Annotated in this window: 19 protein-coding genes, 8 tRNA genes, 1 rRNA gene and 1 pseudogene; 24 read left to right on the forward strand and 5 right to left on the reverse strand. The window is 42.1% G+C overall.

Annotated features, from left to right (window positions below):
* Positions 1-3: 3 nt before the first annotated feature.
* The 15 genes and pseudogenes from rrf to ORH16_RS07970 all read left to right on the forward strand — a co-directional run.
* A 5S ribosomal RNA gene (gene rrf, locus ORH16_RS07900) occupies positions 4-119 on the forward strand.
* Between the two features lie 18 nt (positions 120-137).
* A tRNA-Val gene (locus ORH16_RS07905) sits at positions 138-210 on the forward strand.
* 3 nt (positions 211-213) lie between these two features.
* Positions 214-286: transfer RNA gene (locus ORH16_RS07910), tRNA-Lys, on the forward strand.
* Between the two features lie 6 nt (positions 287-292).
* Positions 293-374: transfer RNA gene (locus tag ORH16_RS07915), tRNA-Leu, on the forward strand.
* Between the two features lie 5 nt (positions 375-379).
* Positions 380-452 (forward strand) — tRNA-Thr (locus ORH16_RS07920).
* Positions 453-462: 10 nt separating this feature from the next.
* Positions 463-534: transfer RNA gene (locus ORH16_RS07925), tRNA-Gly, on the forward strand.
* 14 nt (positions 535-548) lie between these two features.
* Positions 549-634: transfer RNA gene (locus ORH16_RS07930), tRNA-Leu, on the forward strand.
* A 17-nt stretch (positions 635-651) separates the two neighbouring features.
* Positions 652-725, forward strand: a tRNA-Arg gene (locus tag ORH16_RS07935).
* 72 nt (positions 726-797) lie between these two features.
* Positions 798-871, forward strand: a tRNA-Pro gene (locus ORH16_RS07940).
* 212 nt (positions 872-1,083) lie between these two features.
* Entirely contained in the window at positions 1,084-1,551 is a 468-nt protein-coding gene (locus tag ORH16_RS07945) for a CtsR family transcriptional regulator (protein ID WP_265457797.1), read from the forward strand.
* 7 nt (positions 1,552-1,558) lie between these two features.
* Positions 1,559-4,057 carry an ATP-dependent Clp protease ATP-binding subunit gene (locus ORH16_RS07950; protein ID WP_265457799.1) on the forward strand — a complete coding sequence of 833 codons (2,499 nt, stop codon included), beginning with the start codon at positions 1,559-1,561 and terminating at the stop codon, positions 4,055-4,057.
* Between the two features lie 458 nt (positions 4,058-4,515).
* Positions 4,516-5,436: a peptidase U32 family protein gene (locus ORH16_RS07955; RefSeq protein ID WP_265457801.1), complete on the forward strand. Its 921-nt coding sequence runs from the start codon at positions 4,516-4,518 to the stop codon at positions 5,434-5,436.
* Positions 5,437-5,446: 10 nt separating this feature from the next.
* Complete coding sequence (locus tag ORH16_RS07960; RefSeq protein ID WP_265457803.1) at positions 5,447-6,694, forward strand: peptidase U32 family protein; 1,248 nt, start codon at positions 5,447-5,449, stop codon at positions 6,692-6,694.
* A 272-nt stretch (positions 6,695-6,966) separates the two neighbouring features.
* Positions 6,967-8,313 (forward strand): glutathione-disulfide reductase, encoded by a 1,347-nt coding sequence (gene gor, locus ORH16_RS07965; protein ID WP_265457805.1) that lies wholly within the window; start codon positions 6,967-6,969, stop codon positions 8,311-8,313.
* 94 nt (positions 8,314-8,407) lie between these two features.
* Positions 8,408-8,659 (forward strand): annotated as a pseudogene (locus tag ORH16_RS07970) (glutathione-disulfide reductase); the annotation flags it as partial.
* Between the two features lie 216 nt (positions 8,660-8,875).
* On the opposite strand, the gene ORH16_RS07975 reads toward ORH16_RS07970, so the two are convergent.
* On the reverse strand, positions 8,876-10,795 hold the full coding sequence (locus tag ORH16_RS07975; RefSeq protein WP_265457807.1) for a BglG family transcription antiterminator: 1,920 nt from the start codon (positions 10,793-10,795) through the stop codon (positions 8,876-8,878).
* Between the two features lie 269 nt (positions 10,796-11,064).
* Here ORH16_RS07975 and ORH16_RS07980 point away from each other — a divergent pair, with 269 nt between their 5' ends.
* The 7 genes from ORH16_RS07980 to rihC all read left to right on the forward strand — a co-directional run bounded on the left by ORH16_RS07980 (position 11,065) and on the right by rihC (position 17,482).
* Positions 11,065-11,388, forward strand: a complete 324-nt coding sequence (locus ORH16_RS07980) for a PTS sugar transporter subunit IIB (RefSeq protein ID WP_265457809.1) — start codon at positions 11,065-11,067, stop codon at positions 11,386-11,388.
* Between the two features lie 94 nt (positions 11,389-11,482).
* Positions 11,483-12,751 carry a PTS sugar transporter subunit IIC gene (locus tag ORH16_RS07985; RefSeq protein WP_265457811.1) on the forward strand — a complete coding sequence of 423 codons (1,269 nt, stop codon included), beginning with the start codon at positions 11,483-11,485 and terminating at the stop codon, positions 12,749-12,751.
* Positions 12,752-12,800: 49 nt separating this feature from the next.
* The gene (locus tag ORH16_RS07990) at positions 12,801-13,157 is read left to right on the forward strand and encodes a PTS lactose/cellobiose transporter subunit IIA (RefSeq protein ID WP_265457813.1); all 357 of its coding nucleotides are present in this window, start codon (positions 12,801-12,803) and stop codon (positions 13,155-13,157) included.
* Positions 13,158-13,183: 26 nt separating this feature from the next.
* Positions 13,184-13,786 (forward strand): YczE/YyaS/YitT family protein, encoded by a 603-nt coding sequence (locus ORH16_RS07995; protein WP_265457815.1) that lies wholly within the window; start codon positions 13,184-13,186, stop codon positions 13,784-13,786.
* 334 nt (positions 13,787-14,120) lie between these two features.
* Positions 14,121-15,584 carry a glycoside hydrolase family 1 protein gene (locus ORH16_RS08000; protein ID WP_265457817.1) on the forward strand — a complete coding sequence of 488 codons (1,464 nt, stop codon included), beginning with the start codon at positions 14,121-14,123 and terminating at the stop codon, positions 15,582-15,584.
* Between the two features lie 202 nt (positions 15,585-15,786).
* Positions 15,787-16,344 (forward strand): hypothetical protein, encoded by a 558-nt coding sequence (locus ORH16_RS08005; RefSeq protein ID WP_265457819.1) that lies wholly within the window; start codon positions 15,787-15,789, stop codon positions 16,342-16,344.
* A gap of 208 nt (positions 16,345-16,552) precedes the next feature.
* Positions 16,553-17,482: a ribonucleoside hydrolase RihC gene (gene rihC, locus ORH16_RS08010; protein ID WP_265457821.1), complete on the forward strand. Its 930-nt coding sequence runs from the start codon at positions 16,553-16,555 to the stop codon at positions 17,480-17,482.
* Positions 17,483-17,659: 177 nt separating this feature from the next.
* Here rihC and ORH16_RS08015 read toward each other — a convergent pair whose 3' ends face one another.
* Positions 17,660-18,628, reverse strand: a complete 969-nt coding sequence (locus ORH16_RS08015) for a biotin--[acetyl-CoA-carboxylase] ligase (protein WP_265457823.1) — start codon at positions 18,626-18,628, stop codon at positions 17,660-17,662.
* A gap of 141 nt (positions 18,629-18,769) precedes the next feature.
* On the opposite strand from ORH16_RS08015, the gene ORH16_RS08020 reads away from it, so the two are divergent.
* Positions 18,770-18,982: a zinc ribbon domain-containing protein gene (locus tag ORH16_RS08020; RefSeq protein ID WP_265457824.1), complete on the forward strand. Its 213-nt coding sequence runs from the start codon at positions 18,770-18,772 to the stop codon at positions 18,980-18,982.
* A 212-nt stretch (positions 18,983-19,194) separates the two neighbouring features.
* Here the strand turns inward: ORH16_RS08020 and ORH16_RS08025 are convergent, their stop codons facing one another.
* The 3 genes from ORH16_RS08025 to ORH16_RS08035 all read right to left on the reverse strand — a co-directional run bounded on the left by ORH16_RS08025 (position 19,195) and on the right by ORH16_RS08035 (position 21,975).
* Positions 19,195-19,998: an ABC transporter ATP-binding protein gene (locus ORH16_RS08025; RefSeq protein WP_265457826.1), complete on the reverse strand. Its 804-nt coding sequence runs from the start codon at positions 19,996-19,998 to the stop codon at positions 19,195-19,197.
* Positions 19,999-20,901 (reverse strand): ABC transporter permease, encoded by a 903-nt coding sequence (locus ORH16_RS08030; RefSeq protein WP_265457828.1) that lies wholly within the window; start codon positions 20,899-20,901, stop codon positions 19,999-20,001.
* A gap of 72 nt (positions 20,902-20,973) precedes the next feature.
* Positions 20,974-21,975: an ABC transporter substrate-binding protein gene (locus tag ORH16_RS08035; protein ID WP_265457829.1), complete on the reverse strand. Its 1,002-nt coding sequence runs from the start codon at positions 21,973-21,975 to the stop codon at positions 20,974-20,976.
* Between the two features lie 714 nt (positions 21,976-22,689).
* Between ORH16_RS08035 and rpoB the strand changes: the two genes are divergently transcribed.
* Positions 22,690-26,307, forward strand: a complete 3,618-nt coding sequence (rpoB, locus tag ORH16_RS08040; protein WP_265457831.1) for a DNA-directed RNA polymerase subunit beta — start codon at positions 22,690-22,692, stop codon at positions 26,305-26,307.
* The last annotated feature ends 2 nt before the right edge of the window (positions 26,308-26,309 follow it).

Raw genomic sequence — 26,309 nt, forward strand, 5'->3', positions numbered from 1 at the left:
TTGTGTGGTGGCGATAGCGAGAAGGATACACCTGTAACCATGCCGAACACAGAAGTTAAGCTTCTTAGCGCCGATTGTAGTGAAGGGTTGCCCTTTGTGAGAGTAGGACGTCGCCACGCAGTTGTTTTGTAATCATTGGAGGTTTAGCTCAGCTGGGAGAGCATCTGCCTTACAAGCAGAGGGTCAGCGGTTCGATCCCGTTAACCTCCATATGAGTCGTTAGCTCAGTTGGTAGAGCATCTGACTTTTAATCAGAGGGTCACAGGTTCGAGCCCTGTACGACTCATACGATGCGGGTGTGGCGGAATTGGCAGACGCACTAGATTTAGGATCTAGCGCCTTACGGCGTGGGGGTTCAAGTCCCTTCACCCGCATAGAAGCCGGCTTAGCTCAGTTGGTAGAGCATCTGATTTGTAATCAGAGGGTCGAGGGTTCAAGTCCTTTAGCCGGCATAGGAAAACTGCGGAAATAGCTCAGTGGTAGAGCACCACCTTGCCAAGGTGGGGGTCGCGGGTTCGAACCCCGTTTTCCGCTTTAAGTAAAAACAAGCCGGGGTGGCGGAACTGGCAGACGCACAGGACTTAAAATCCTGCGGTGAGTGATCACCGTACCGGTTCGATTCCGGTCCTCGGCATAGTGTGAAAACACCATGCACCCATAGCTCAACTGGATAGAGTGTTTGACTACGAATCAAAAGGTTAGGGGTTCGACTCCCTTTGGGTGCATTGTAACTTTTAGCTACGAATCAACTTAGAGGAGTAGTTTTTTTATTTATCCAATTTTCAATAGTTACTAAACGGGAAGTAGCTCAGCTTGGTAGAGCACTTGGTTTGGGACCAAGGGGTCGCAGGTTCGAATCCTGTCTTCCCGATTGTAGGTTAATCAGTAGATTGACCTATTTTTTTGACCTTAAAATACCATTTCTTAAATTATGATTAAAAATAATCGGTCGTTTTTAACGATAAACCTTGCAAAGCCTCTAAAACTGCGAGAAAATAACATAAGTGAAACAAGCTATTTCCTTTGCATTCCTTGTTAAATCAGCTATAATTAAGGTCAATATTAGTCAAAGGAATGATTATTATGAGTTCTCATAATACCTCAGATTTAATTGAAGCTTATTTGAAGCAAATTTTAGAAAATAGTGAAATAATTGAGATTCGCCGAACTGAGATGGCTGAACTATTTAATTGTGTGCCTTCTCAGATTAATTATGTGATTAATACGCGTTTTACGATTCAGCGGGGTTATACTGTTGAAAGTAAGCGGGGCGGCGGTGGTTATATTCGGATTGCTAAGGTCACAATTACTGATAAACATGTTTTCTTGGAGCAATTGGATCAGCTAGTCGGGCTGGAACTATCGGAAAAAAATGCAGTGGCCCTGATTCAAAAACTGTACGAGGAACAAGTAATTGGCCGTAAAGAAGGTAATCTGATGCTCAGTGCTATTTCCAAAAATGCTTTGAGCCTAAGTTCAAAGGAAAATCAAATTCGGGCTCAGCTGATGCACTTATTTTTAGAGCGACTTAGCTACGAAGAAAAGGAGTGAAGTAAATATGGATGAATTATTTACAGAACGCGTCCGAGTGGTACTTAATATCGCTCAAGAGGAAGCAAAATACTTTAAACATCAATCTGTTGGATCAGAACATCTATTATTAGCATTAATTTTAGAACCAAATGGTATTGCCGGCAAAACATTGCGCCAAATGAATGTTGAAGAAGGCGATGTCCGCGAAGAAATTGAACATTTGACGGGTTATGGAACAGTTAAAAAATATCCTGAAGGCAGCTATTTGCCGTATTCTCCACGGGCAAAACAAATTTTTGCTTATGCTGGAGATGAAGCCAAGCGCTTGGGAGCACCAAAAATCGGGACAGAGCATATATTGCTAGGTTTATTACGGGACGACGAAATTTTAGCCTCTCGTATTTTACAAAATATTGGCCTGAGTTTACCTAAAATGCGCCAGTTGTTGCGGAAAAAAATGGGTATTAGTGATGTGCAGGGGAACAACCAAAATGGACAAGCCCGCCGTCGTAATCCTAATAATGCTAAAGCAGCTGCACCACAAGGAACGCCAACTTTAGATAGTCTGGCCCGGGATTTAACAAAATTAGCTCGGGAAAACCGTTTAGATCCAGTTGTTGGTCGGGATTCAGAAGTCCGTCGGTTGATTCAAATTTTAAGCCGCCGTACGAAAAATAATCCAGTCTTAGTAGGTGAGCCTGGTGTTGGTAAAACAGCGATAGCGGAAGGTTTAGCCCAAAAAATTATCAAAGGCGAAGTGCCCGAGGATATGCAGCAAAAACGTTTGATGATGCTGGATATGGGAGCTTTAGTCGCTGGCACAAAATATCGTGGTGAATTTGAAGACCGAATGAAAAAAGTCATTGATGAAATTTATCATGATGGTCAAATTATTCTCTTTATTGATGAATTGCATACATTAATCGGTGCTGGTGGGGCTGAAGGAGCAATTGATGCCTCTAACATCTTAAAACCTGCTTTGGCTCGAGGTGAGCTGCAAACAATTGGTGCAACGACTTTAGATGAGTACCAAAAATATATTGAAAAAGATTCTGCGTTGGAACGGCGCTTTGCTCGTGTGCAAGTCGATGAACCGACAGCTGATGAAGCTGAGGAAATCTTGCGGGGATTGCGGGCTCGCTATGAAGAGCATCATGGTGTTGAAATTACTGATGAGGCGCTACACGCGGCGGTTCATTTGTCGATTCGCTATATTAATTCCCGTCAATTGCCAGATAAGGCTATTGATTTAATGGATGAGTCAGCGGCGAAAGTTCGTTTGGATAAATCAGATACACCTTCTGAATTGGCTCAACTGCAGGAAGACATTATGATTTTGTCTACTGAAAAAGAGTTGGCTATTCAACAGATGGACTTCGAAAATGCTTCTCGGTTACGTAAGAAGGAAAAGAAACTGGATCAAAAGCTGCAAACTCTTTTACAACAAGAAGAGAAGGAAGCTTCCGGTTATGCAGATAAAGTGACGGAAGAGGATGTTGCTGGCGTGGTTTCCCAATGGACGGGTGTGCCGTTGCAACAATTGGAGAAAAAAGAAAGCGAACGTCTGCTGGATTTAGAAAAAATTCTACATCAACGGGTCGTTGGGCAAGACGATGCCGTCAAAGCAGTAGCACGGGCTATTCGCCGAGCGCGTAGTGGCTTGAAGGATCCACAACGGCCAATTGGTTCCTTTATGTTTTTGGGGCCAACTGGTGTTGGGAAAACCGAATTGGCAAAAGCGTTATCTGAAGCAATGTTCGGCAGTGAAGATTCATTAGTCAGAGCCGATATGTCAGAATTTATGGAAAAATATAGTACCAGCCGATTGATTGGTTCCCCTCCAGGCTATGTTGGCTATGATGAAGGCGGCCAATTAACCGAGAAAATTCGTCAAAAACCTTACTCAGTCATTCTGCTAGATGAAGTTGAAAAAGCCCATCCAGATGTCTTTAATATTTTGCTGCAGGTTTTAGATGACGGTCACTTGACAGATGCTAAAGGTCGTAAGGTCGATTTTAGAAATACTATTTTGATTATGACCTCTAACATTGGCGCAACGGCGATTCGTGAAGAAAAGAATGTTGGCTTTAACGTGAAGGATTTGACCAAAGATCATGATGCAATGCAAAAACGGATTTTGGAAGAATTGAAAAAAGGTTTCCGTCCTGAATTCTTGAATCGGATTGATGAAACGGTTGTTTTCCATTCTCTAAGTGAAGACAATATTCATGATATCGTGAAAATCATGAGCAAGAGTATTATCAAACGTTTGGCGGAACAAGATATCAAAGTTAAAATTACGGCCGCAGCAATCGCAGTCATTGCTAAAGTCGGCTTTGATCCTGAGTATGGTGCACGGCCAATTCGCCGGGCTTTACAAAAAGAAATTGAAGATCGCCTTAGTGAATCTCTACTTTCTGGGCAAATTAATTTAGGTGATACCGTGACGATTGGCGCAACCAAAGGGAAAATTACGGTCAACGTAAAAGACCCAGTTGTCGATCGTGAAGCTCAGCCAGTTTAAAATTTTGGCATTTGGTATTAATGAAAAATCAATTGAAATTTGAAGCAGCATCCAGCACAGCCTATGTGTTGGGTGCTGCTTTTTTAATTTTGAAGGGATTATAAAAAATAAGCAGAGGGAAAGTTAAGTATACTTGGAAATTATTTTTTTGATTGCCTTACGGTAGGGCAATTGCTTCTAAGAAATTGAGCATCTAGTAAATATTTTGCAATTGGCCTATGCTTAAAGCCTAATTTAAAATCATTATAAAGGATTGGAAAGTTTGTGAGTCTGTGATACTATAAAAAAGTTCAAAAGTTATTTAAACTCAGCAATTTATGAATTGCTTTAAGAGATATCTGCTGAGAGTTGATTTGTTGAAATGAGAATCAGTTAGACTTAGCTGTAGTAATTTTTTGAGAATAAGTTAATCATGTTTAAAAGTAAAGATATCTTGGTAGGAAACAGGAGGAATAGCTGTGATTGAAATTCGCAGTACAGTGGAATCAATGGAGCAAGCGCAGGCGCTGTTGGTGGCTGGCGTGGATGCCATTCAATTTGGCGAGGCGGAGTTTGGCCTGCGTTTGCCCCATTCATTTTCCCGCGCTGAGCAGCAGGAATTAGTAGACTTGGCTCATTCGTTTGGCAAAAAAGCTATCATTGTTGTCAATGGCATTATGCATCCGGAAAAAATGAAAAAAATTCCGGAATACTTGGATTTTCTCGCGACGACAGGTGTTGATCAATTAGTTGTCGGAGATCCGGGAATTGTTTATTTAATCCGTAAAAATAATTATCAGCTGCCTTTTATTTATGATGGGGAAACTTTGGTCACTAGTTCCCGCCAAATTAATTTTTGGAGTAAAAAGGGTGCTGTGGGAGCTGTTTTAGCTCGGGAAGTTCCCTTTGATGAGCTGGTAGCGATGAAGGATAATTTAGCGGTGCCAGCGGAGATTTTAGTTTACGGGGCGACTTGTATACATCAATCAAAACGCCCGCTATTGCAAAATTATTATAATTTTAAAGGCCTTGATGAAGCGACGGTAAGAGAGCGGGATTTATTTTTGTCTGAACCTAAGAAGGCAGACACCCACTATTCAATTTTTGAGGACAGTCATGGCACGCATATTTTTGCGGATAATGATGTCAATTTACTACAGGAATTACCGCAGCTGTTTGAAAATCACTATACAACTTGGAAGCTAGATGGTATTTATGCCCCAGGGGAAAATTTTGTCGAGGTGGCTAAAATTTTTGTCGCTGCCAAAGCGGCCTTAGAGACGGGAGCTTGGACTGAGAGTTTGGCAACTGCTTGGACTGAACAGATTCAGCATTTGCATCCTGCACAGCGGGAATTAGACAGCGGTTTTTTCCATATTCAAGGAGCCGATATTAAATAAGAGGTGGAACATGACAACGGCAAAAAAATTAAAACGACCTGAAGTGCTAGCGCCGGCAGGGACGTTAGAAAAATTAAAAACGGCGATTCACTATGGCGCCGATGCGGTTTATATTGGCGGTAATGCTTACGGTTTGCGTAGTCGTGCCGGAAATTTTAGTTTAGAGGAAATGGCCGAAGGGGTGGCTTTTGCCAAAGCCCACGACGCCAAAGTTTATGTGGCCGCCAATATGGTAACTCATGAAGGCAATGAAGAAGGTGCTGGCGAATTTTTCCGAGAACTGCGGGATGTGGGTATTTCGGCGGTAATTGTTTCCGATCCGGCCTTAATTGAAATTTGCGCAGCAGAAGCACCGGGCTTGCCGATTCATTTGTCGACTCAAGCTTCGGCGACCAATTATGAAACACTGGAATTTTGGAAGGAAGAAGGCTTAGAGCGGGTGGTTTTGGCCCGGGAAGTTTCGATGGCGGAGGTGGCGGAAATCCGCCAGCATACGGATGTGGAAATTGAAGCCTTTATTCACGGAGCGATGTGTATTTCTTATTCGGGGCGCTGTACGCTTTCCAATCATATGTCGATGCGGGATGCCAATCGTGGCGGCTGTTCTCAGTCTTGCCGCTGGAAATATGAATTGTATGATTTGCCTTTTGGTGGGGAAAAGCGTTCTTTGACAACAGCGGGTTCAGTCACAGAAGAATTTTCGATGAGTGCCGTGGATATGACGATGATTGAACATATTCCCGACTTGATTGAAAATGGCGTGGACAGCCTGAAAATTGAAGGCCGGATGAAGTCGATTCACTATGTTTCGACGGTGGCAAATGTCTATAAAGCGGCTGTCGACAGTTACATGGCTGATCCGGAAAATTATGTCTGCAAGCAGGAATGGATTGATGAGCTGTGGAAGGTGGCGCAACGGGAATTATCGACTGGTTTTTATTACCAGACGCCATCTGAGGAGGAGCAATTGTTTGGCGCTCGCCGCAAGATTCCTGTTTATAAATTTATCGGTGAAGTGCTGAGTTATGATGAAGCGACTCAGATTGCCACGATTCGTCAGCGCAATCATTTTTCTGTTGGGGATGAAATCGAATTTTATGGTCCGAATTTTACGCATTTTTCCCAAAGTGTTACAGAGATGAAAAATGATGAGGGAGAAGCAATTGACCGGGCACCGAATCCGATGATGATGTTGACGATGCCAGTGACGCAGCCAGTCAAAGCTGGCGACATGATTCGCAAAAAGAAAAATGATTAGTTAAGTTCTGAACAGCTGCAGCTAGGCAAACGTTTGCTTATGCTGCAGTTTTTTTGATAAACTAGACAATCTTGAGAATATAGATTTTTCAAATGAAATGTTATAATGAAGCCATAATAGGGCACAAAAGCTTGTCAATCAGTTGTTTGTGCTGTTAAAAGCGAGAAAAAGTGCAACAACTTAGTAGTTGCAAACTAAAAAATTTACGGATTTTAATTGTGTAAAGACGGATTTAACGACAAGCAAAGAGCCCAGCAAACAGGAGGAAGAACATGGAAACCTACGATTATATAGTTATCGGCGGCGGCAGCGGTGGAATCGCTTCAGCGAATCGAGCTGGGATGCACGGCGCTAAAGTTTTGTTGATTGAAGGCCACAAAATTGGCGGTACGTGTGTCAATGTCGGCTGTGTTCCCAAAAAAGTCATGTGGCAGGCCAGTGATATGCTGGAAATGATGAATCGTGATGCTAAGAGCTACGGGATTGATGTGGAAGTAAAAGGCTTGGATTTCCAAGGTTTAGTAGAGCGTCGGGAAAAATATATTGATTTTTTACATACCGCCTACCATCGTGGCCTGGATAGCAATCATGTCACCTACTTAGAAGGCCATGCTAAATTTGTTAATGAAACAACAGTTGAAGTAGCAGGTATCGAATATACAGCGCCGAATATTTTAATTGCTACTGGCGGTCATGCCAGTGGGATGAAAATTCCCGGTGGTGAGTATGCAATTGATTCCAATGGTTTCTTTGAGCTGACCGAGCTGCCTCAAAAAGTGGTGGTTCTTGGCGCCGGATACATTGCGGCTGAGTTAAGCGGTGTACTGCATGGTTTAGGTGCTGAGGTGCATTGGGCTTACCGCAAGGAACGGCCGTTGCGGACTTTTGATAAAATGTTGCAAGAAGGCTTGGTGGAAATTTACGAACAGGCTGGTCTGCATCTCCATAGTCGTTCGGTTGCCGCTAAGATTGAAAAACATGAAGATGAGTACACTGTCTTTTTTGAAAATGGCGAAAGTTTAACGGCAAATTGTGTCATTTTTGCCGGCGGACGCAAAGCTAATATCAAAGGCTTAGGTCTGGATAAAACGCAAGTTGCCTTAGATGAACGAGGCTTTATTAAAGTTGATAAATTTCAAAATACTACCCAAAAGGGGATTTATGCGATTGGCGATGTGATTGGCAAAGTGGATTTGACACCAGTCGCAATTGCCGCTGGTCGCCGCTTGTCAGAGCGGCTGTTCAACGGTCAGGAAAAACTCTTTTTAGATTATGATTTGATTCCGACGGTGATTTTCACCCATCCGCCGATTGCCACAATCGGCCTAACGGAAGAAGACGCTTGGGCCAAATATGGTGAACAAGAGGTTAAAATTTATCAGTCTAAGTTTACGCCGATGTATTTTGCCTTGAATGAACACCGGCAAAAAGCCATGATGAAATTGGTCTGTGTTGGACCAGAAGAAAAAATTGTCGGTCTCCACGGTATTGGCATCGGTGTCGATGAAATGCTACAGGGCTTTGCCGTAGCCATTAAGATGGGGGCGACGAAAGCTGATTTTGACAACACAGTGGCAATCCACCCGACTGGTTCGGAAGAATTTGTGACGATGCGTTAAATTAGTTGAGTTAAATTATTTTGATAGATTGAAGGCCGCCCTTGTTAGATTAGGGCGGCCTTTTCAGTTAAATATCGAAAAAATGATTCCTTAGGTTAAAATTTATCAGTCTAAGTTTACGCCGATGTATTTTGCCTTGAATGAACACCGGCAAAAAGCCATGATGAAATTGGTCTGTGTTGGACCAGAGGAAAAAATTGTCGGTCTCCACGGGATTGGCGTCGGTGTCGATGAAATGCTGCAGGGCTTTGCCGTAGCCATTAAGATGGGGGCGACGAAAGCTGATTTTGACAATACAGTGGCAATCCATCCGACTGGTTCGGAAGAATTTGTGACGATGCGTTAAATTAGTTGAGTTAAATTATTTTGATAGATTGAAGGCCGCCCTTACTAGATTAGGGCGGCCTTTTCAGTTAAATATCGAAAAAATGATTCCTTAAATTTGAGAATTTAAAAGAGGGAAAAAATTTAAGAAGCAGAAGACTGAGAAACTTAGCTTCTGCTTCTTTTTTGATGTAAAGGAATAGCGTAAGAGATTAGTATGATTGACCTTTAAGTAAAGCTACATCTTGGCTTGCTGTTGGATAAATTCCTGCAATTTTTCATAGGAATTAATTTTTAGCAGCTCAGGATAAATAGCTGGGTCATCAAAAAAGGAAATCAAGGCTTCGTAAATATTGAAAAACAGTTTTTTATCGTGCTTGCTGATGGCGGGTAGTATCACTAGGGAAATTTTTTGACCACCCCAGTCCAAGGGCTTTTTCAAAAAGGCTAAAGCAATTTTTGTCTGATTAGCCGCCGAATGAATCGAATGGGGGATAGCAATCCCATCATAGGCTTTCGAGGCCGCTTGCTCCCGCTCTAAAACTTGTTCGAAAAAGCTTTCTGAAACGATTTCCGCTCGGGTGAAATTCCCGCAAATCAGTTGAATTAAATCGTGTTTTTCTGTGACCTCGGGATGGAAGTAGCAGAATTTTTCTTGGAAAAAATCGGTAAAATTATTCAGCAAAATACGGCACTTTTGATAGGTCCGCAGTTCGGCAATTTCCATCGTCAGTCGACGTTTTTGCTGCCGATTTAAAATCGGCGCAATCGGCAGAATTTGATAGCTCTGACTTAAACTTAAGGGCACCTCCAAGGTGGTAATCAGTAAATCAAATTCCTCCTGCTGAATTTCAGATAATTGGGAAATCACCGAGATGATATTCAGCTCGTGACTGAAATTATCATTGAGGTATTGATACAATTCCACATCCAGCTTCATATATTTTGGACACAGGAGCACGGTCCGGATTTTATAGAGATTCTGCTGTTGATTTTCCAATTCAAAGGCGATATGCATGGCAATATAGGCCACCTCGTCTTCGGTCACAGAAAAGGGATAGAATTCCTCCAGCTTTAAGGCGATGGCGACCGCCACCGTAAAGACAATCGGGTAATCTTTTTTGATGGTAGTGACCATCGGATTTTTGATAAAGCTATTTTCCTTACCTCGGGCAATCAAGCCGCTCAGATGTAGAGAAAAGGGCACAATAAAGCTGCGGTCAGTTAAGCTGATGCCAAAGGTTTCTTGAATTTCGGCAGCAATTTCGCGAATCTGCTCAAAGAGGATGGTGCCAACAATTTCCTCCACCTCCGCCAAATTATTCGTAGGAACAAAATTGGCATTGGCCTGAAATAAAACATGGAGTTCTTCCCTTTCAGAGGGATTTAATTTGATCGAAAAGGCCGCCTCAAGACGGTCAATTAGTTGATTGACCAGCAGGGCTTTTTCTTTTTCCAGCCAGACGCTGGAGGTTTCCCGCGCGACGAGGGTGTGGTGATGGCGAATCGAGTCGACTAAAATTAAAAGGTGCAGCACCAAATTCGTATAAGCAAATTCATTGAGGGAGTAGCGGCTTTCCTTGGTGACTTCGGTAATTGCCGTGGCGATGATTTTAATATCCGCCGGGTCAAAATGCTCCGCTAATATTGCTAAATCAATAAAATGATTGGGCATCTCCTCAAAGACCAATAGTGAAATCAGCCGCCGCCGCTCCTTTTCATTCCCCTCAATCACAAATTCTTCGCCCCGCAGGCAAAACTGCAGGTCAGCATTGCCATAGGTTTTATTCATGCGGGCAATATCTTGGCGAATGGTCGATTCGCTGATAAACAATTCATTTTCCAGTTGAAATAAATTAAGGCTGCGCTTTTGAATCAGGGCCTCCCGCAAATAATAATTGCTGCGCTCAGTAAAGGTTTCCGGCATCTCATTGACTTCATTTTGCGACTCGCTGACCAGCTTTCGGCCTAAATCTTTATCAATTAGATAGCCGCTGTTGGAGGATTGAATCACTCCGCTGCTTAATTCGTTGATTTCCTTGACATAATTTTTAACGGTGCGGGGGGAAATATTCAAACTGGCCGCAGTGACTTTGGAGGAGACGGGCTTGTCTTGTTTCAAGAGAAATGTGATGAGGTGTTTTTGTTTGTCTTTCATAAGCGTCACTCCTACAGTTAGTAATAATTCCAAATAAAAAAACACCGACTATTTTATTAAAGTCTTGCATATTGATTATAACATCATTTCTTATGAAATGTAGTCGTTTACAATAACATTCATTTGCACCGCTTGAGGGCAAATGAATAATTGTTTGCCCCCCTTTGAGGGAGCATAATAGGCTCATCAAAACAAATTGATCGCCGGTAGCGAAGCTCTTCAGACAAAGTAAAATTTTCCGGCATCAAACAAATCAGGAGGAAACAAAGATGGAAAACGTGAATATTTTACTCTGCTGTGGAGCTGGTATGTCCAGTGGTTTCTCAGCCCAAAAAACGCGAAAGGCCGCTAAAAAGAGAGGCTTGACTGCAACAGTAGAAGCTCGTAGCGAAAGCGAAGTTGCACAATATTTGCCAACGATTGATGTTTTATTATTAGGCCCCCATTATGCGGCCTTTAAAGATGAAATGGCAGAAACAGCACGGCCCCACAACGTAGTAGTCAACGTCATTCCCCAAGATATTTACGGCATGTTAGATGGTGATGGCCTACTGGATTTTGCCCTAGCTCAACTGGCAACTGCTAAAAGTTAATGGAAAATAAGCCAGACTTTTTGACAGACTAGCGCTGATCAAAAAAGTCTGGCGCTAAATAAAATTAGGTAACACACTTAGGAGGAGTAAACTCATGAAGAAATTTATGGATTGGTTATCGAATTCCTTTGCCCCGAAAGCGAAGAAATTAACGCAGCGTCCATCAGTGGCGGGCTTATCCAGTGCAATGCAAAAATTAATTCCCTTTATTTTAACAGGCTCCATCGTCTTCTTTTACAATGTGTTTCGGTCATACATCTCAGTCCTACCAGATTTAAGCACTATTTCAAATTATTCCTTTGGATTAATTGGCTTGATTGCGGCTTTTATGGTAGCCAATCAATATATGGAAAAATTCAACCATCGGCAATATGCCATCACCGCTGGCATTGTTTCCATCTGTTCCTTGATGATGTTTTTACATCCGGTAGCCGCTGAAGAAGGTGTTTACGAGATGGACCGCATCGGACCAACGGGCATTTTAATTGGTGTTATCGTCGGGATGGGCGTCAGCGTGATTTTCCATTACTATGCAAAATTGAAATTATTCAAAGAAAGCAATGTGCCAGACTTTGTAATTGAATGGATTAATAATATCATTCCGATTTTTGCCAGCTTAGCTTTTTGGGCGGCATTAACCTTTGGCCTGAAAATCGATATCTTTGCCGTCATTATCGGGGCCTTTGGACCAATTCAAAGCTTTGGTCAATCTTTACCAGGCTTGATTCTCTTAGTCTTAATTCCCGCTTTCTTTTATTCAATGGGAATTTCAACATGGCTCTGGTCAGCCATTCAAAATCCAATTTTTATTGCCGGCATTGCGGCGAATACTTTGGCGGTGCAACAGGGCATGGACCCGAGCAATATTGTCACCAATGAAGTGGTCTACAGCATCGGCTTAATCATGATGGGGGGCACGGGTGCCACCTTAGCATTAAACATTATGATGCTCTTTTCAAAATCGAAAAAATTGAAAACGCTGGGTCGAATTTGTATCTGGCCATCGATTTTTAATATCAATGAGCCATTAGTCTTCAGTACGCCAGTGGTTATGAACCCATTATTGATGATGCCAATGTGGATTAATTCAATTGTCGGCAGCTGTGTGGTCTGGTTTGTGATGAAGGGCGGCCTATTAAATATTCCAAGTGAATTAATGCAGCTGGCACAGATTCCTGCACCGATTTCCAGTGTAATTTTAACTAGCGATTTTAGAGCAGTCCTTTGGTATGTCTTGTTATTCGGCATTTACTTCGGCGTTTGGTATCCATTCTTTAAGGTGTATGAAAAAGAAGTCTTAGCTGAAGAAATTGAAGAAGCTAAAGAACCAACTTTTATTAACACAACTGAATCAGTGGCTTAAAAATGTTCAGCCACTGAATAAAAATAAGAAAATGAAATAGGTGAAAAAAATGGAAGCATTTGAAGAAAAAGAAAATGAATTGATTCCGGTGGCGATGCAGATTATTCTGCACGCTGGCAATGGTCGCACGAAAGCCCAAGAGGCCATCAAAGCCGCTAAAACCAGTGATTTTGAGGCCGCCCATCAGTTATTGAAGGAAGCCAAAGAGAATATCACGCTAGCACATCGGGCCCAGACCGACGTGATTCAAAATGAAGCCCGTGGGATAACCTATGCGCCTTGTCTACTCTTTACCCACGCTCAAGATCATTTGATGACCATTTCCAGTGAGGTCACGTTAACCAAAGATTTAGTGGAGCTGTTTGAATTAGTGATGGAAAAAGTAGGTCTGGTTCATGAAAGTTGAGACGTTGAAAACACAGGTGCAACTGGATGTCCTTAATTAAACGTCAATTATTTTCAGCAATCGGCGCCGCAATTGTCGGTATCGGGGTTGGCTTATGCGTTTTAACCGGCTTTGGCGCCGATGCGTTAGGTCTTTTATGGCAGGGCGTGGCCAATGTCCTGCCCCTGACAGTCGGTCAAGCGTCCTTATGTATCACTGGTATTTGTTTAATCATCGTCTTTTTTATCGACAAAAAAGAATTGGGTTTGTCGACGATTATTAATCCTTTGGTGACTAGTCTGGTGACAGATTGGACGATTCAAACGGTGCAATTACCGCAATTAAAAGTGCTGCTGCTGTTGATTTTGGTCTTCGGCATTTCCTTGATTGGCATCGGCAATGGCTTAGCTTCAGCAACCAACACCGGAAAAGAAGGATACATCGCCTTAAGCTTTGGTATCAGCCAAAAGCTACAGTTTGATTTAGCAAAAGTGCGCTCAGTGATGGATTTAATCTGTTTTATTCTGGGGATGATTTTAGGCGGTGGCTTGATGATTGGACCAATTTTAGGCGTTATCCTGATTGGACCATTGTTAAAACGCAGCAATCAATTTTGTTTCCAGCGTTTTAAATTTTTAGCAAATAGCTAAATGAAAGAACGGGCAACTTAGGAGATTGCCGAAGATGAAAACAATTTTTTTCAAGTTGAGCAAAAGTTTATCTGATTTTAAACAAGCCTTTTTAAAGAGGCTGATAGAAAGTTAATTTGAGGCGGAACTGGTAAAAAGTATTACTAGCAGTGGCTAGTGACTAAACAATAATAAATATTTTTGAGAAAAGCCGCTGACGAAATCGGTTTGGATATAAAGCTGAAATGTTAGATGCCAGCCAATTCCTCATAAAAATTTTAAAATATAGTAGCAATTGATGCAGTCCGCTATTGGCTTCATCCTTAAGCAACAATACATTTAAAGGAGCGAGACAATGAATAAAGAATTTCCAAAAAACTTCCTATGGGGAGCAGCAACTAGTGCGTATCAAGTGGAGGGTGCAGCTTTACAAGACGGCAAAGGACTGTCTCAACAAGACGTGATTAATCGGGAACGCCATGAGTTATACGGCTTTGCTGATGCCAGTATTGCCAGCGATCACTATCATAAATACAAAGAGGACATCGCCTTATTCAAAGAAATGGGGTTTACCAGCTATCGCTTCTCCATTGCGTGGTCCCGCATTTTTCCAAATGGTGACGATCAAGTAAACGAAGCCGGCATCCAATTTTATCGGGACTTGATTAAAGAATTAAAAGACAATGGCATTGAACCAATTCCTACTCTATATCACTATGACTTGCCGTGGGCTTTAGTTGAAAAATATGGCGGCTGGCTTTCCCGAGAAGTCGTCAAAGATTTTGAAATCTTTGCCAAGTATGTGGTGAACGAATTCAAAGATGATGTTAAATACTGGATTACCTTAAATGAACAAAGTATTATCGTGCAATACTGGACTCAAAAATGTTATATTTTGCCGGAATTTCAAGACAATAATCAGCTGCGTTATCAAATTAATCACCATATGAATTTGGCACAGGCAGTCGCAGTTAAATTGGTTCACGAAGTTGGCGGTTTGGCTGGCCCGGCCTTGGGCTATGCGCCGGTCTATGCCCGAACCTGTAAACCAGAAGATCAATTGGCAGCCATCAACGCCAACGATTTGCGTAATACCTATTACTTAGATGTTTACTTCAAAGGCTATTACAATGTCGCTGCCTTGAACTATTTACAGGAGAATGATTTAGCACCTGTTATGGAGGCGGGGGATGAAGCCTTCTTCGCCGAAAATATTTCTGATTTCTTCGCCATTAATTATTATGACAGCAGCTGTGCACAAGCTTGTCCAAAAGATGCTGAACGTCGCTGGTCCGGCTATAATCTTAGCGGTAAAAAAGGCGATATGTCCGGCTTTGAAACCCATCCCGGCTTTTATCAAATGTGTCCAAATCCTGAATTAGAAACGACTGATTGGGATTGGGCGATTGACCCGACCGGTTTGGAATTTGTCTACCGGGATTTATATACCCGCTACAAAATTCCATTTATGATTACTGAAAATGGTCTGGGGGCCTATGATGAATTGACCCCGGATGGCAAGGTTCACGACGAGTATCGCATCAAGTATTTGAAGGAGCACATTGCCGCAACCAAGCGAGCAATGGATCGTGGCGTTGAAGTCATTGGCTATATGCCGTGGTCGGCTTTGGATTTATTATCCACCAGCAATGGCTACCGTAAACGCTATGGCCTGATTTACGTGGACCGTACGGATGAAGATCCTAAAGACTGCGCCCGCATCCGCAAAGATTCCTTCTATTGGTATCAGCAAGTCATTGCCAGTCGAGGCACAGACTTAGCCGTAGACAATTTTCTATCAGTCAGTGAAAAAGAATGATTTAGACAGTTAGTTTGTGTTAAGTTGAAAAATAGAAAAGCCCGTTTATCATTGGTTCCCAATGATGATTGACGGGCTTTTTTGCGTCTTTGTTCGTAACAGATATAGAATAAAGCAGAAAAATTATATCCAAGTTCTTAAAAATATTTTATGATAAATTAAGAGCTTTGGATGTTGAAGGAGACTGGGAGGATGACGACCTGTGAAAAAACGCAGATACAACATGAAAAGGGTTCAAACAAATTATTATAAAAATGCTCAGTCAGGTTTGGTCATCTTACTATTCCTAATTTTCTTCGCAATGATTAGTGGATATATCACTTTTCAAACGATGACAGCCGGAGATTTAGGTATCAGTATTGTGATGTTAGTTTTAACACTGTTTGCTACGGCAAGCATCATTGTTACCGCTAAAGTATCTCTAAAGGCCTTTAGTAGAAGGAAACAGCTTTTTGAAGAACGTGTTCCGCAAAAGCTATTTCAGTTATTAGAAGAAGAATTGCAAGATGAAGCGAGCCAATATTTTGAATCCGTCTGTGTTGGACCTAGTTATATCATCAATTTGAACCCTGAGCCTTTTCAAGAAGTATTTTTAAAGCGGACCAAGCTTTCCCGCATACAGGTCGACAAGGTGCAAGCAGGGACTAAATATCGTTATTGGAGCCATCGGATTCGCGTGTATGTGCCGGGTAAGAGTATGGAAATATATATTATCAATGAGCAGGTGAAAAATGATTTTTTGGCGATGGTGGGAAAGTGAAAGGATGGAGTGGAGAAGTAGTTGTCAGATGGTAACCTGAAATTAATTGTGCTGGCTAAAACTTTCGCATCTTACTCAAAGTGACTTATGATATAAACATCGAGATATCTTTATAGCCTGTCTAAATTGATTAAGGACTCAACATTTGAAAAAAATGGTTATGATATAAATAAATTCTACTTAATATACCAAAACAAGGAGTAAAAAAATGGAAAAAACTAATAAACGTCCCATCATCATCGACACAGACCCAGGTATTGACGACGCAATGGCGCTAGCTGCGGCGTTGTTTTCAAAAGAGCTGGATGTTCAGCTTTTGACTACAGTGGCGGGGAATGTCTCGTTAGAAAAAGTCACCCGTAACTTATTACGGTTGTTAACTTTTTGGGATTTGAAAATTCCTGTTACCAAAGGAGCTAGCCAACCACTTTTAAGAGCTGCCCGTGATGCCAGTGAGGTTCACGGTGAGTCTGGTTTAGCTGGGTTTGATTTTCCTGATGGAAATCAGGAAAACTTGCTGCCAGAATCAGCTGTGGCAGCGATGAGACGTGTGCTAATAGCAGCCACAGAGCCGGTGACGATTGTTGCCTTGGCACCGCTGACGAATCTTGCTTTATTGCTGCGGGAATATCCTGAAGCCAAAGAAAAAATTGCAGAGATTGTGATGATGGGGGGCGCCCTTGGTCGGGGAAATTTTGGTGCTTATACAGAATTTAATATCGGAGTTGATCCAGAGGCGGCCCGGATTGTTTTTGACAGCGGATTGAAATTAACGATGGTGCCCTTGGAGATGGGCAGTATCGCTAAAATTTATCCAGAGGAGAGTCAGAAAATGGCGAGCCTTAATCAGACAGGACGAATGCTTTATTCTTTGCTGCAGCATTATCGCAGCGGTTCGTTGGATAGCGGCTTGGAAATGTATGACAGCACCGTTATCGCCTACTTATTAAACCCTTCAATGTTTACTGTGGAAAAATTGTCGGTTCAGATTGAAACTCAAGGGGCGTACACAGCCGGAGCGACAATTGTTGACTTAGCTGGTTTTTACCAAGAGCCAGCTAATTGCCAAGTTTGTGTCAACTTGGACAGTACCAAATTTTCTACTTGGCTCTTGGCGGCTTTAGCTAATTGCCCTTAATTTTCTGTAAAAAACGAGGCTGTGATATTAGGCGTTTTAACAGATGAAATCCCGATTTATATTATATTTGCTCCTATGGTTCAGTAGAGCCTCGTCGCAAATTAACAATATCTAGTGGTTTTCACTAGATATTGTTCGTAAGATTCGGCTCTGTTTTAACTAATATCACATCTTCCTTTAGCCAATCGTCGCTAAACTGATTTCGCCTGAAGATAAAACCTGCTGGCTGCCATCAGTTAAATCAACAATCAATTCACCTAAGTCGTTGATGTCAACGGCGGTACCTACATAGGTTTGGTTTTGCCGATTGTAGCTGACAGTTTTGCCTAGAACAAAGGAATGTTTCCGATACAAATCAATGGTAATTTGCGGCTGGTTCAAATAAAAGAAAAACTGATTCATGATTTCTGCAATCAATTGATTGCGGGTAATCGTTGGTTTGCCATCTGGGAAAAGTGAGGTCGCTTTGGCCTGCAATTCATCAGGGAAATCAGTTTGCGGAATTGCCAGATTGAAGCCTAAACCAATGATAATATGAGCAATTTCCATCGTATTAACATCACTCATGGCTTCCGATAATATCCCGCAAATTTTGCGGCCGTCTAAATAGATATCGTTGACCCATTTAATCTGGGCTTGTTTGCCAGTTAAATTTTCAACAGCTTTAACGACGGCGACTGCCATCACAACCGTGTATTGGGGCAGCTCAGAAAATTTCTTATAAGGATTTAATAGCAGACTTAAATAAATTCCCTCTTTAGGTTTGGCCACAAAGGGACGACCAAAACGGCCTTTTGCAGCTGTTTGAGTTTCTGCTACAAAAAGCGTCGCTTCGACTTGGTCTTCAATCGCCGCTTTTTTGGCGTCCTTCATAGTTGATTCGGAGGTTTTTAACACCGCCACACGTTCAATTTGATTTTCAGCCGTGAAAAGCTGGCGAATTTCGGTGGCTGAAAGATGCTCAGGGGTAGCTTCCAAGCGATAACCATTCGCTTCATGGGTGATTTCGAAACCTTCTTTTTCAAGGGTTTTGATGGCTTTCCAGACACTAGTTCTGGAAACGGCTAGGTCTTGGGCCATTTTTTCGCCGGATAAAATGCTGTCGCTGGTCATTAATAAGTCTAAAACTTTTTCTTTGGTGGTCATAGGTTCCTCCGCTAGTTTCATTTCTCCTAGTTTAGCAGATTTTAGGAAAATATCCGACTTTAGACAGATGTTTTTTTAAGAAAATATTTATATAATGAATTCATTAAATATCAAAGTATCGTTTAAATAGGAGTGAAAAATATGGAGAAAAAACAGTATGTCTGTGAGAAATGCGGCAATACTCATTACGAGGCTGATCAGTTTCAAGCAACCGGTGGGAACTTTGCCAAAATTTTCGATGTACAAAATAAAAAATTTATCACTATCAGCTGTAGTCGTTGCGGCTTTACTGAGCTGTATCAAGGTAGCACCAGTGATGGCTGGAATATCTTAGACTTCTTGATGGGCGGTTAACCAAGACTGCTCACTTCTACTGAAAAAATGTACCCCCATGTTTGGCTTGCTTATGTACCGACCTCAAAAAAGTTAGATTTTTGGTCTAACTTTTTGGGTCACTACATGGCCTGACTCTGGGGGCACATTTTATTTTGTCGCTATAAAAGAATTTTTCGACACCTAAAATAAGAATTACTTGTAACGATACAACTTAATTAAACACGAAAAAATTAGCTTAACAAAAGCTGATCGTCTTTCAATTCGGCTCCACTATTGCGATGGAACATGTCCATCAGCTCGGCGACGGTCAGATTTTGTTTTTCTTCGCCTTTGACATCGACAACGATTTGTCCTTGATGCAACATAATGAGGCGAGTGCCATAGCGAATGGCATCCTCCATATCATGAGTCACCATAAAGGCTGTCAAAGCTTGTTCACGAATCAACCGTTCTGTTAATTCCATTACCGTAATCGAAGTCTTGGGGTCGAGTGCGGCAGTATGTTCATCCAGCAAAATTAATTCTGGTTTTTGCAGGGTAGCCATCAGTAAAGTAATCGCTTGACGCTGACCACCGGAAAGCAGGCCGATTTCAGCACCTAAGCGCGTTTCCAAACCAAGATTTAAAGTCGCTAGCTGGTCTTTAAAAAAATTGCGGTCTTTGTTTTTCACACCGGCGCCGAAGTTTCGTGGGCGGCCACGTTTTAAAGCTAAGGCCAAATTTTCTTCAACAGTCAAACGGACAGCCGTGCCCATGCGGGGATCTTGAAAGACGCGACTAATTTGTTTGGAGCGGCGCATAACAGATTTTCGGGTGACATCTTCACCATTGACGATGATTTTTCCTTGGTTGACTGGTAATGTACCAGCAATGCTGTTTAAAAGGGTGGATTTACCAGCACCGTTTCCGCCGATAATTGTAATAAATTCTCCTTGGTCCATCGTCAAATTAATGCCTCGTAGGACATGGTTTTCATTGACGGTACCCTGTTCAAAAATTTGATGCAGATTTTCAATTTTTAAAATAGTAGTCATCTAGGCAGCTCCTTTCTTAGGGGCTTTTTTGCTGAGGCCGAGTTTTTTGCGAACCTCCGGCAAGGCCAAGCAAATTGTCAACACGATGGCTGAGGCTAATTTTGAGTCGCTGGCTTGAACATTTGTAGTGAAAACCAATGCTAAGATAAAGCGGTAAATGCTTGCGCCTAAAACAATTGTCAAAAGACGAATCAATAGCGGTTGGTTGCGGAAGATAACTTCAGCGATAATAATCGAAGCCAAACCGATGACGATGGTGCCGGTTCCGGAGTTCAAATCGGCAAAATTATTATTTTGCGCAAGCAGAGAACCAGATAGCGCAATGCAGCCATTGGAGAGGGCGTAGCCGATTAGTTTCATGTTGTCTGTGTTAATGCCGTTAGCCTGACTCATCTCGATATTGTCGCCGGTGGAACGCATCGCCAAACCGATTTCTGTTTTAAAGAAGAGCACAAGGAGAATGACAACTACTAAAACGATGATAGCGCCTGTCACGATAATTGACAGCTGTTTAGTCCCCAGAATTTCTTGAAAGAAATTAAAAATATTATCTTGGCCTAACAGGGCGATGTTCGCAGCCCCCATGACCCGCTGAGTGACTGAATATAACCCTGTCATCGTGATAATTCCTGCGAGTAAAGCGGGAATTTTTAATTTTGTATGCAACAGGCCAGTAATTACTCCCGCTGCGGCGCCACCGATAAAAGCGTAGACACAGGCGAGTAACGGAGGCGTGCCATTGACAATATTAATTGCAGCGATGCCGGCACCTAATGGGTAGCTGCCTTCAGCCGTTAAATCCGCCACGTCCAAAATTCGGTAAGTCAGAAAAACCCCAATCGCTAATAGCGACCACAACAACCCTTGGGCTAATGAACTTGTTATCAGAGATAAAATATCCATTGGAAAAACTCCTTTTTGTAATGAAATATGTACGAGGGGCGAAGGATAAGTCTCGCCTTCGCCCTATAAGAATTATTCTGGGGCAACGATGGTACTTGGATCAATCCCTAAAGCTTCCGCCATGTCTTCATTGATCACTAGTTCTAATTCAGTAGCACTTTCAACCGGAGTATCTGCCGGTGTCGCTTCGCCGCTTAAAATGCGGGCGGCCATCTCGCCGGTTTGCACACCTAGAGAATGGTAGTCAATACCGTAAGTTGCTAAACCACCATTTGTTGTTTGATCGACGGAGCCAGTGACCACTGGTGTCTTGCTTTCTTTGACTACGTCACCGATAATAGCTGCAGCACTGGCAAAGGTATTGTCAGTTGGGATGTAAATTGCATCGACTTGGCTAGTTAAGCTTTCGGTTACCTGTTGAACATCATTGGTAGAAGTGGCTGTCTTCACAACGACTTCAATGCCAGCATCTTCTAAAGCCGCTTGAGCCAAATCAGCTTGGATTTTTGAATTGGACTCGCCGGAGTTGTACATAATGCCCACGGTTTTGGCATCAGGCACAATACTTAAGAGTAAAGCGATTTGTTTGTCAATTGGCACCATATCAGTTGTACCGGTGACATTACCGCCAGGTTCTTCTTCAGAAGCCACTAAGCCAGCATCGACTGGATCAGTAACAGAAGTGAAGGTGATTGGAATTTCAGTTGTTTGATTGACTAAAGATTGAGCCGCTAAAGTAGCAATTCCTAACAATAAATCAGGATCTTCACTGACTAATTGCTGGCTCATACTCATCAAATTATCTTGGCCGTTTTGGGCATTTTGATAATTGACGGTGAGATTTTCCCCTTCAACGTAGCCGTTATTTGCTAAGCCCTCTAAGAAGCCCTCATAAGAAGCATCTAAAGAGTCATGCTCGACTAATTGTAAGACACCGACTGTGACGTTCTCGCTGTCTGCAGCGCTTCCCGATGTGGAGCTGCCGGAAGAGCCATTGTCCGATGACCCGCAGGCCCCTAAACTGATTGTCGCCAATAAAGCTGCTGCTGTTAAAACTAATTTTTTCATTTTCATTTTTACGTCCTCCATTTTTTTCAATCAAACAAAAACGTCCATTTAGATAATTTCTAAATGGACGAAAATAAACTATCGTATCACGCCACTTAGAAATCAATCTACGCGGCTTTTTGCTCATTGCGAATTTCCCTAGCCATCATAGATACAAACTGAACTGCTTGCCGTTTGTATCCACGTATGAATACAAACCTATCTAAAATAGCTAAAGTATGTGTGTTGATTCAACTGTTGTGTCGAAATTTTTTGAAGTGTTTGCATAATAATTTCTCCTTCTTGTTGAATGTCTAAAAGTATACCTGTAGTTAAATGGCATTGTCAATAGAAAAGTTAAAATTTTCTGAAAATTCGTTGAATTCATTTAATTTGAAACTTATTTACTCCTCATTTTTTGAATTCTAAAAGCTTTTGTTAAGCCTAGCGTGACAACCAGAAAACAGTTGACTTTCTACTATAAATATTATATTATATATAGACGCAAAAACGAAGTGAATTAAAAAAGGCAGGAGCGAAATATTGTCCGTTCCGGCTTTAGCATAGGAAACAAAAGTAGAAGCACTAAAGATTTTAATCTTTCAAAACGCCTCTGTCTTTTGGTTTTTTTTATGCCCAAAAGCCGCAAAAAATGCTCTTTGTTACGTAAAAATAATATTTGAAATTATTTCGTAACAATTTAGCTTCCTTTTTGAAAATTAATCTAGAGGAGTGAATAGCTTGGCTGGACAAGACGTAGCATACGGGAAACACCGCACACGTAGAAGTTTTGCTAGAATTAGTGAAGTTTTAGAATTGCCAAACTTGATTGAGATTCAAACAAAATCTTATCAGTGGTTCTTAGATCAAGGACTGCAGGAGATGTTTGAAGATATCTTGCCGATCAACGATTTTAACGGAAACCTGTCTTTAGAATTTGTTGGCTATGAATTAAAAGAACCGAAGTATACGGTCGCAGAAGCACGGGCTCATGATGCCAATTACTCTGCACCATTGCATGTCACTTTACGTTTAACCAATCGTGAAACTGGTGAAATCAAATCCCAAGATGTTTTCTTCGGTGATTTCCCATTAATGACTGAACAAGGCACGTTTATTATCAACGGAGCTGAACGGGTTATCGTTTCCCAATTAGTGCGTTCTCCTGGGGTTTATTTCCATGGAAAAGTTGATAAAAATGGTAAAGAAGGCTTTGGTTCAACTGTGATTCCTAACCGGGGCGCTTGGTTAGAAATGGAAACAGATGCCAAAGATATCTCCTATGTCAGAATTGACCGGACTCGGAAAATTCCTTTGACCGTCTTAGTACGGGCCTTAGGTTTTGGTTCTGATGATACGATTTTTGAAATCTTCGGCGACAGTGACAGCTTACGCAATACTGTTGAAAAAGATTTACACAAAAATGCTAGCGACTCACGGACTGAAGAAGGCTTGAAGGACGTTTACGAAAGATTACGTCCAGGCGAACCTAAAACCGCTGATAGTTCTAGAAACTTATTGACTGCTCGTTTCTTCGATCCAAAACGTTACGACTTAGCTAACGTAGGTCGTTATAAAGTCAACAAAAAATTAGATTTAAAAACTCGTCTGTTGAATTTAACTTTAGCTGAAACCTTAGTTGATTCAGAAACAGGTGAAATCCTTGTTGAAAAAGGCACTGTTTTAACTCACCAAGTGATGGATGAGTTAGCACCGCATATTGACAATGGGTTGAACTCGATTACGTATTACCCAAGTGAAGATGGGGTTGTCACTGAACCGATGACTGTTCAAGTGGTGAAGGTGTATTCACCAAAAGACCCTGAACGGGAAGTCAACGTAATTGGTAACGGCTATCCTGATACCCACACTAAAACAGTTCGTCCAGCTGACATCATCGCTTCAATGAGCTATTTCTTAAACTTAATGGAAGGTATCGGCAATGTTGATGATATCGACCACTTAGGAAATCGTCGGATTCGTTCTGTTGGTGAATTGCTGCAAAACCAATTCAGAATTGGTTTAGCACGGATGGAACGGGTTGTTCGTGAAAGAATGTCAATTCAAGACCAAGAAACTTTAACCCCACAACAATTGATTAACATTCGTCCAGTTGTGGCCAGCATTAAAGAATTCTTTGGTTCTTCTCAGTTGTCTCAGTTCATGGATCAAACGAATCCATTAGGGGAATTAACCCACAAACGCCGTCTTTCAGCCTTAGGACCTGGTGGTTTGACTAGAGACCGGGCTGGCTATGAAGTACGGGACGTGCATTATTCCCACTATGGCCGTATGTGTCCGATTGAAACGCCTGAAGGACCGAATATCGGTTTGATCAATAGCTTATCCAGCTATGCGAAGGTCAATGAATTTGGTTTTATCGAAACACCTTACCGTCGTGTCAACCGGGAAACTGGTCATGTGACGGACACCATTGACTATTTAACAGCTGATATCGAAGACCACTACATCGTAGCGCAAGCGAACTCACCGTTAAATGAAGATGGCAGTTTTAAAGAAGAATTAGTAATGGCTCGTTCTCAAAGTGAAAACTTGGAAGTAACGATTGATAAAATTGATTACATGGACGTTTCACCTAAACAAGTAGTTGCCGTGGCGACAGCGTGTATTCCTTTCTTGGAAAACGATGACTCCAACCGGGCCTTGATGGGTGCCAACATGCAGCGGCAAGCTGTACCGTTGATTCAACCTCGTTCACCTTTTGTGGGAACTGGGATGGAATTTAAAGCAGCCCATGACTCAGGTGCTGCCTTACTGTGTAAACATGATGGCGTTGTTGAATTCGTCGATGCTTCTGAAGTCCGTGTTCGTCGGGACAATGGCGCTTTAGATAAATATTCTGTGACTAAATTCCGTCGTTCAAACTCTGGGACTAGCTACAATCAACGGCCAATCGTGCATTTAGGCGAAGCAGTTGAAGCTGGCGATACATTAGCAGATGGACCTTCAATGGAAGAAGGCGAATTGGCTTTAGGTCAAAACGTCTTGGTTGCCTTCACTACTTGGGAAGGTTATAACTATGAAGATGCGATTATCATGAGCCGTCGTTTAGTTAAAGATGATGTGTATACGTCCATTCATATTGAAGAATATGAATCAGAAGCCCGTGATACTAAATTAGGACCTGAAGAAATCACTCGGGAAATTCCTAACGTCGGAGAAGATGCTCTGAAAAACTTAGATGAAATGGGTATTATCCGTATCGGTGCTGAAGTCAAAGATGGTGACTTACTCGTTGGTAAAGTCACGCCAAAAGGGGTAACGGAATTATCAGCAGAGGAACGTTTGTTACACGCTATCTTTGGTGAAAAGGCTCGTGAAGTTCGTGATACTTCATTACGAGTTCCTCACGGCGGCGGCGGTATCGTCCACGATGTGAAAATCTTTACCCGTGAAGCCGGTGATGAATTATCTCCAGGCGTGAACATGTTAGTTCGTGTTTATATCGTTCAAAAACGTAAAATTCATGAAGGCGATAAAATGGCCGGACGTCATGGTAACAAAGGGGTTGTCTCACGGATTATGCCGGAAGAAGACATGCCATTCTTACCAGACGGTACACCGGTTGATGTCATGTTGAATCCTTTAGGGGTACCATCTCGGATGAATATCGGACAAGTGCTGGAATTGCATTTGGGTATGGCTGCTCGCCAATTGAAGATTCATGTGGCAACACCAGTCTTTGATGGAGCCAATGATGATGATGTTTGGGATACAGTTCGGGAAGCTGGTTTAGCTAGCGATGCCAAAACTGTGTTATACGATGGCCGGACTGGTGAGCCGATGGATAATCGGGTCTCTGTTGGGGTTATGTATATGATTAAATTAGCCCACATGGTTGATGATAAATTGCACGCCCGTTCAATTGGACCTTACTCACTGGTTACACAACAACCATTAGGTGGTAAAGCGCAATTTGGTGGACAACGTTTTGGGGAAATGGAAGTTTGGGCCTTAGAAGCATATGGTGCAGCTTACACTCTTCAAGAAATCTTAACTTACAAGTCAGATGATGTTGTCGGTCGGGTGAAAACTTACGAAGCCATCGTCAAAGGTGAACCAATTCCAAAACCAGGTGTGCCTGAATCCTTCCGTGTATTAGTGAAGGAATTACAATCCCTTGGTTTGGATATGCGAGTTCTCGACATTGAAGAAAAAGAAATCGAACTTCGTGATATGGATGACGAAGATGATGACTTGATTACTGTCGATGCTCTAACAAAATTTGCTGAACAACAATCAGCAAAAGAATTGGCACAAAAAGGTACTGAAGCTGTTGCCGAAGCACAAGAGGACTTAGTCCAAAGCATCGAAACAGCAGAAGACTTCGAACAATAATC

Origin of the sequence: Enterococcus sp. HY326 (assembly GCF_026157065.1) — a bacterium.
In the GTDB taxonomy this organism is placed as follows: Bacteria; Bacillota; Bacilli; order Lactobacillales; family Enterococcaceae; genus HY326.

What these genes read in the sequence shown, in the direction of transcription:
- ORH16_RS07990 (WP_265457813.1), top strand. Translation starts at nt 12,801, where the DNA reads ATGGAAGCATTTGAAGAAAAAGAAAATGAATTGATTCCGGTGGCGATG.
- ORH16_RS08020 (WP_265457824.1), top strand. Translation starts at nt 18,770, where the DNA reads ATGGAGAAAAAACAGTATGTCTGTGAGAAATGCGGCAATACTCATTAC.
- ORH16_RS08000 (WP_265457817.1), top strand. Translation starts at nt 14,121, where the DNA reads ATGAATAAAGAATTTCCAAAAAACTTCCTATGGGGAGCAGCAACTAGT.
- ORH16_RS07950 (WP_265457799.1), top strand. Translation starts at nt 1,559, where the DNA reads ATGGATGAATTATTTACAGAACGCGTCCGAGTGGTACTTAATATCGCT.
- rihC (WP_265457821.1), top strand. Translation starts at nt 16,553, where the DNA reads ATGGAAAAAACTAATAAACGTCCCATCATCATCGACACAGACCCAGGT.
- ORH16_RS07945 (WP_265457797.1), top strand. Translation starts at nt 1,084, where the DNA reads ATGAGTTCTCATAATACCTCAGATTTAATTGAAGCTTATTTGAAGCAA.
- ORH16_RS07960 (WP_265457803.1), top strand. Translation starts at nt 5,447, where the DNA reads ATGACAACGGCAAAAAAATTAAAACGACCTGAAGTGCTAGCGCCGGCA.
- ORH16_RS07980 (WP_265457809.1), top strand. Translation starts at nt 11,065, where the DNA reads ATGGAAAACGTGAATATTTTACTCTGCTGTGGAGCTGGTATGTCCAGT.
- gor (WP_265457805.1), top strand. Translation starts at nt 6,967, where the DNA reads ATGGAAACCTACGATTATATAGTTATCGGCGGCGGCAGCGGTGGAATC.
- ORH16_RS08030 (WP_265457828.1), bottom strand. Translation starts at nt 20,901, where the DNA reads ATGGATATTTTATCTCTGATAACAAGTTCATTAGCCCAAGGGTTGTTG.
- ORH16_RS08025 (WP_265457826.1), bottom strand. Translation starts at nt 19,998, where the DNA reads ATGACTACTATTTTAAAAATTGAAAATCTGCATCAAATTTTTGAACAG.
- ORH16_RS07995 (WP_265457815.1), top strand. Translation starts at nt 13,184, where the DNA reads ATGTCCTTAATTAAACGTCAATTATTTTCAGCAATCGGCGCCGCAATT.
- ORH16_RS08035 (WP_265457829.1), bottom strand. Translation starts at nt 21,975, where the DNA reads ATGAAAATGAAAAAATTAGTTTTAACAGCAGCAGCTTTATTGGCGACA.
- ORH16_RS07985 (WP_265457811.1), top strand. Translation starts at nt 11,483, where the DNA reads ATGAAGAAATTTATGGATTGGTTATCGAATTCCTTTGCCCCGAAAGCG.
- ORH16_RS08015 (WP_265457823.1), bottom strand. Translation starts at nt 18,628, where the DNA reads ATGACCACCAAAGAAAAAGTTTTAGACTTATTAATGACCAGCGACAGC.
- ORH16_RS07975 (WP_265457807.1), bottom strand. Translation starts at nt 10,795, where the DNA reads ATGAAAGACAAACAAAAACACCTCATCACATTTCTCTTGAAACAAGAC.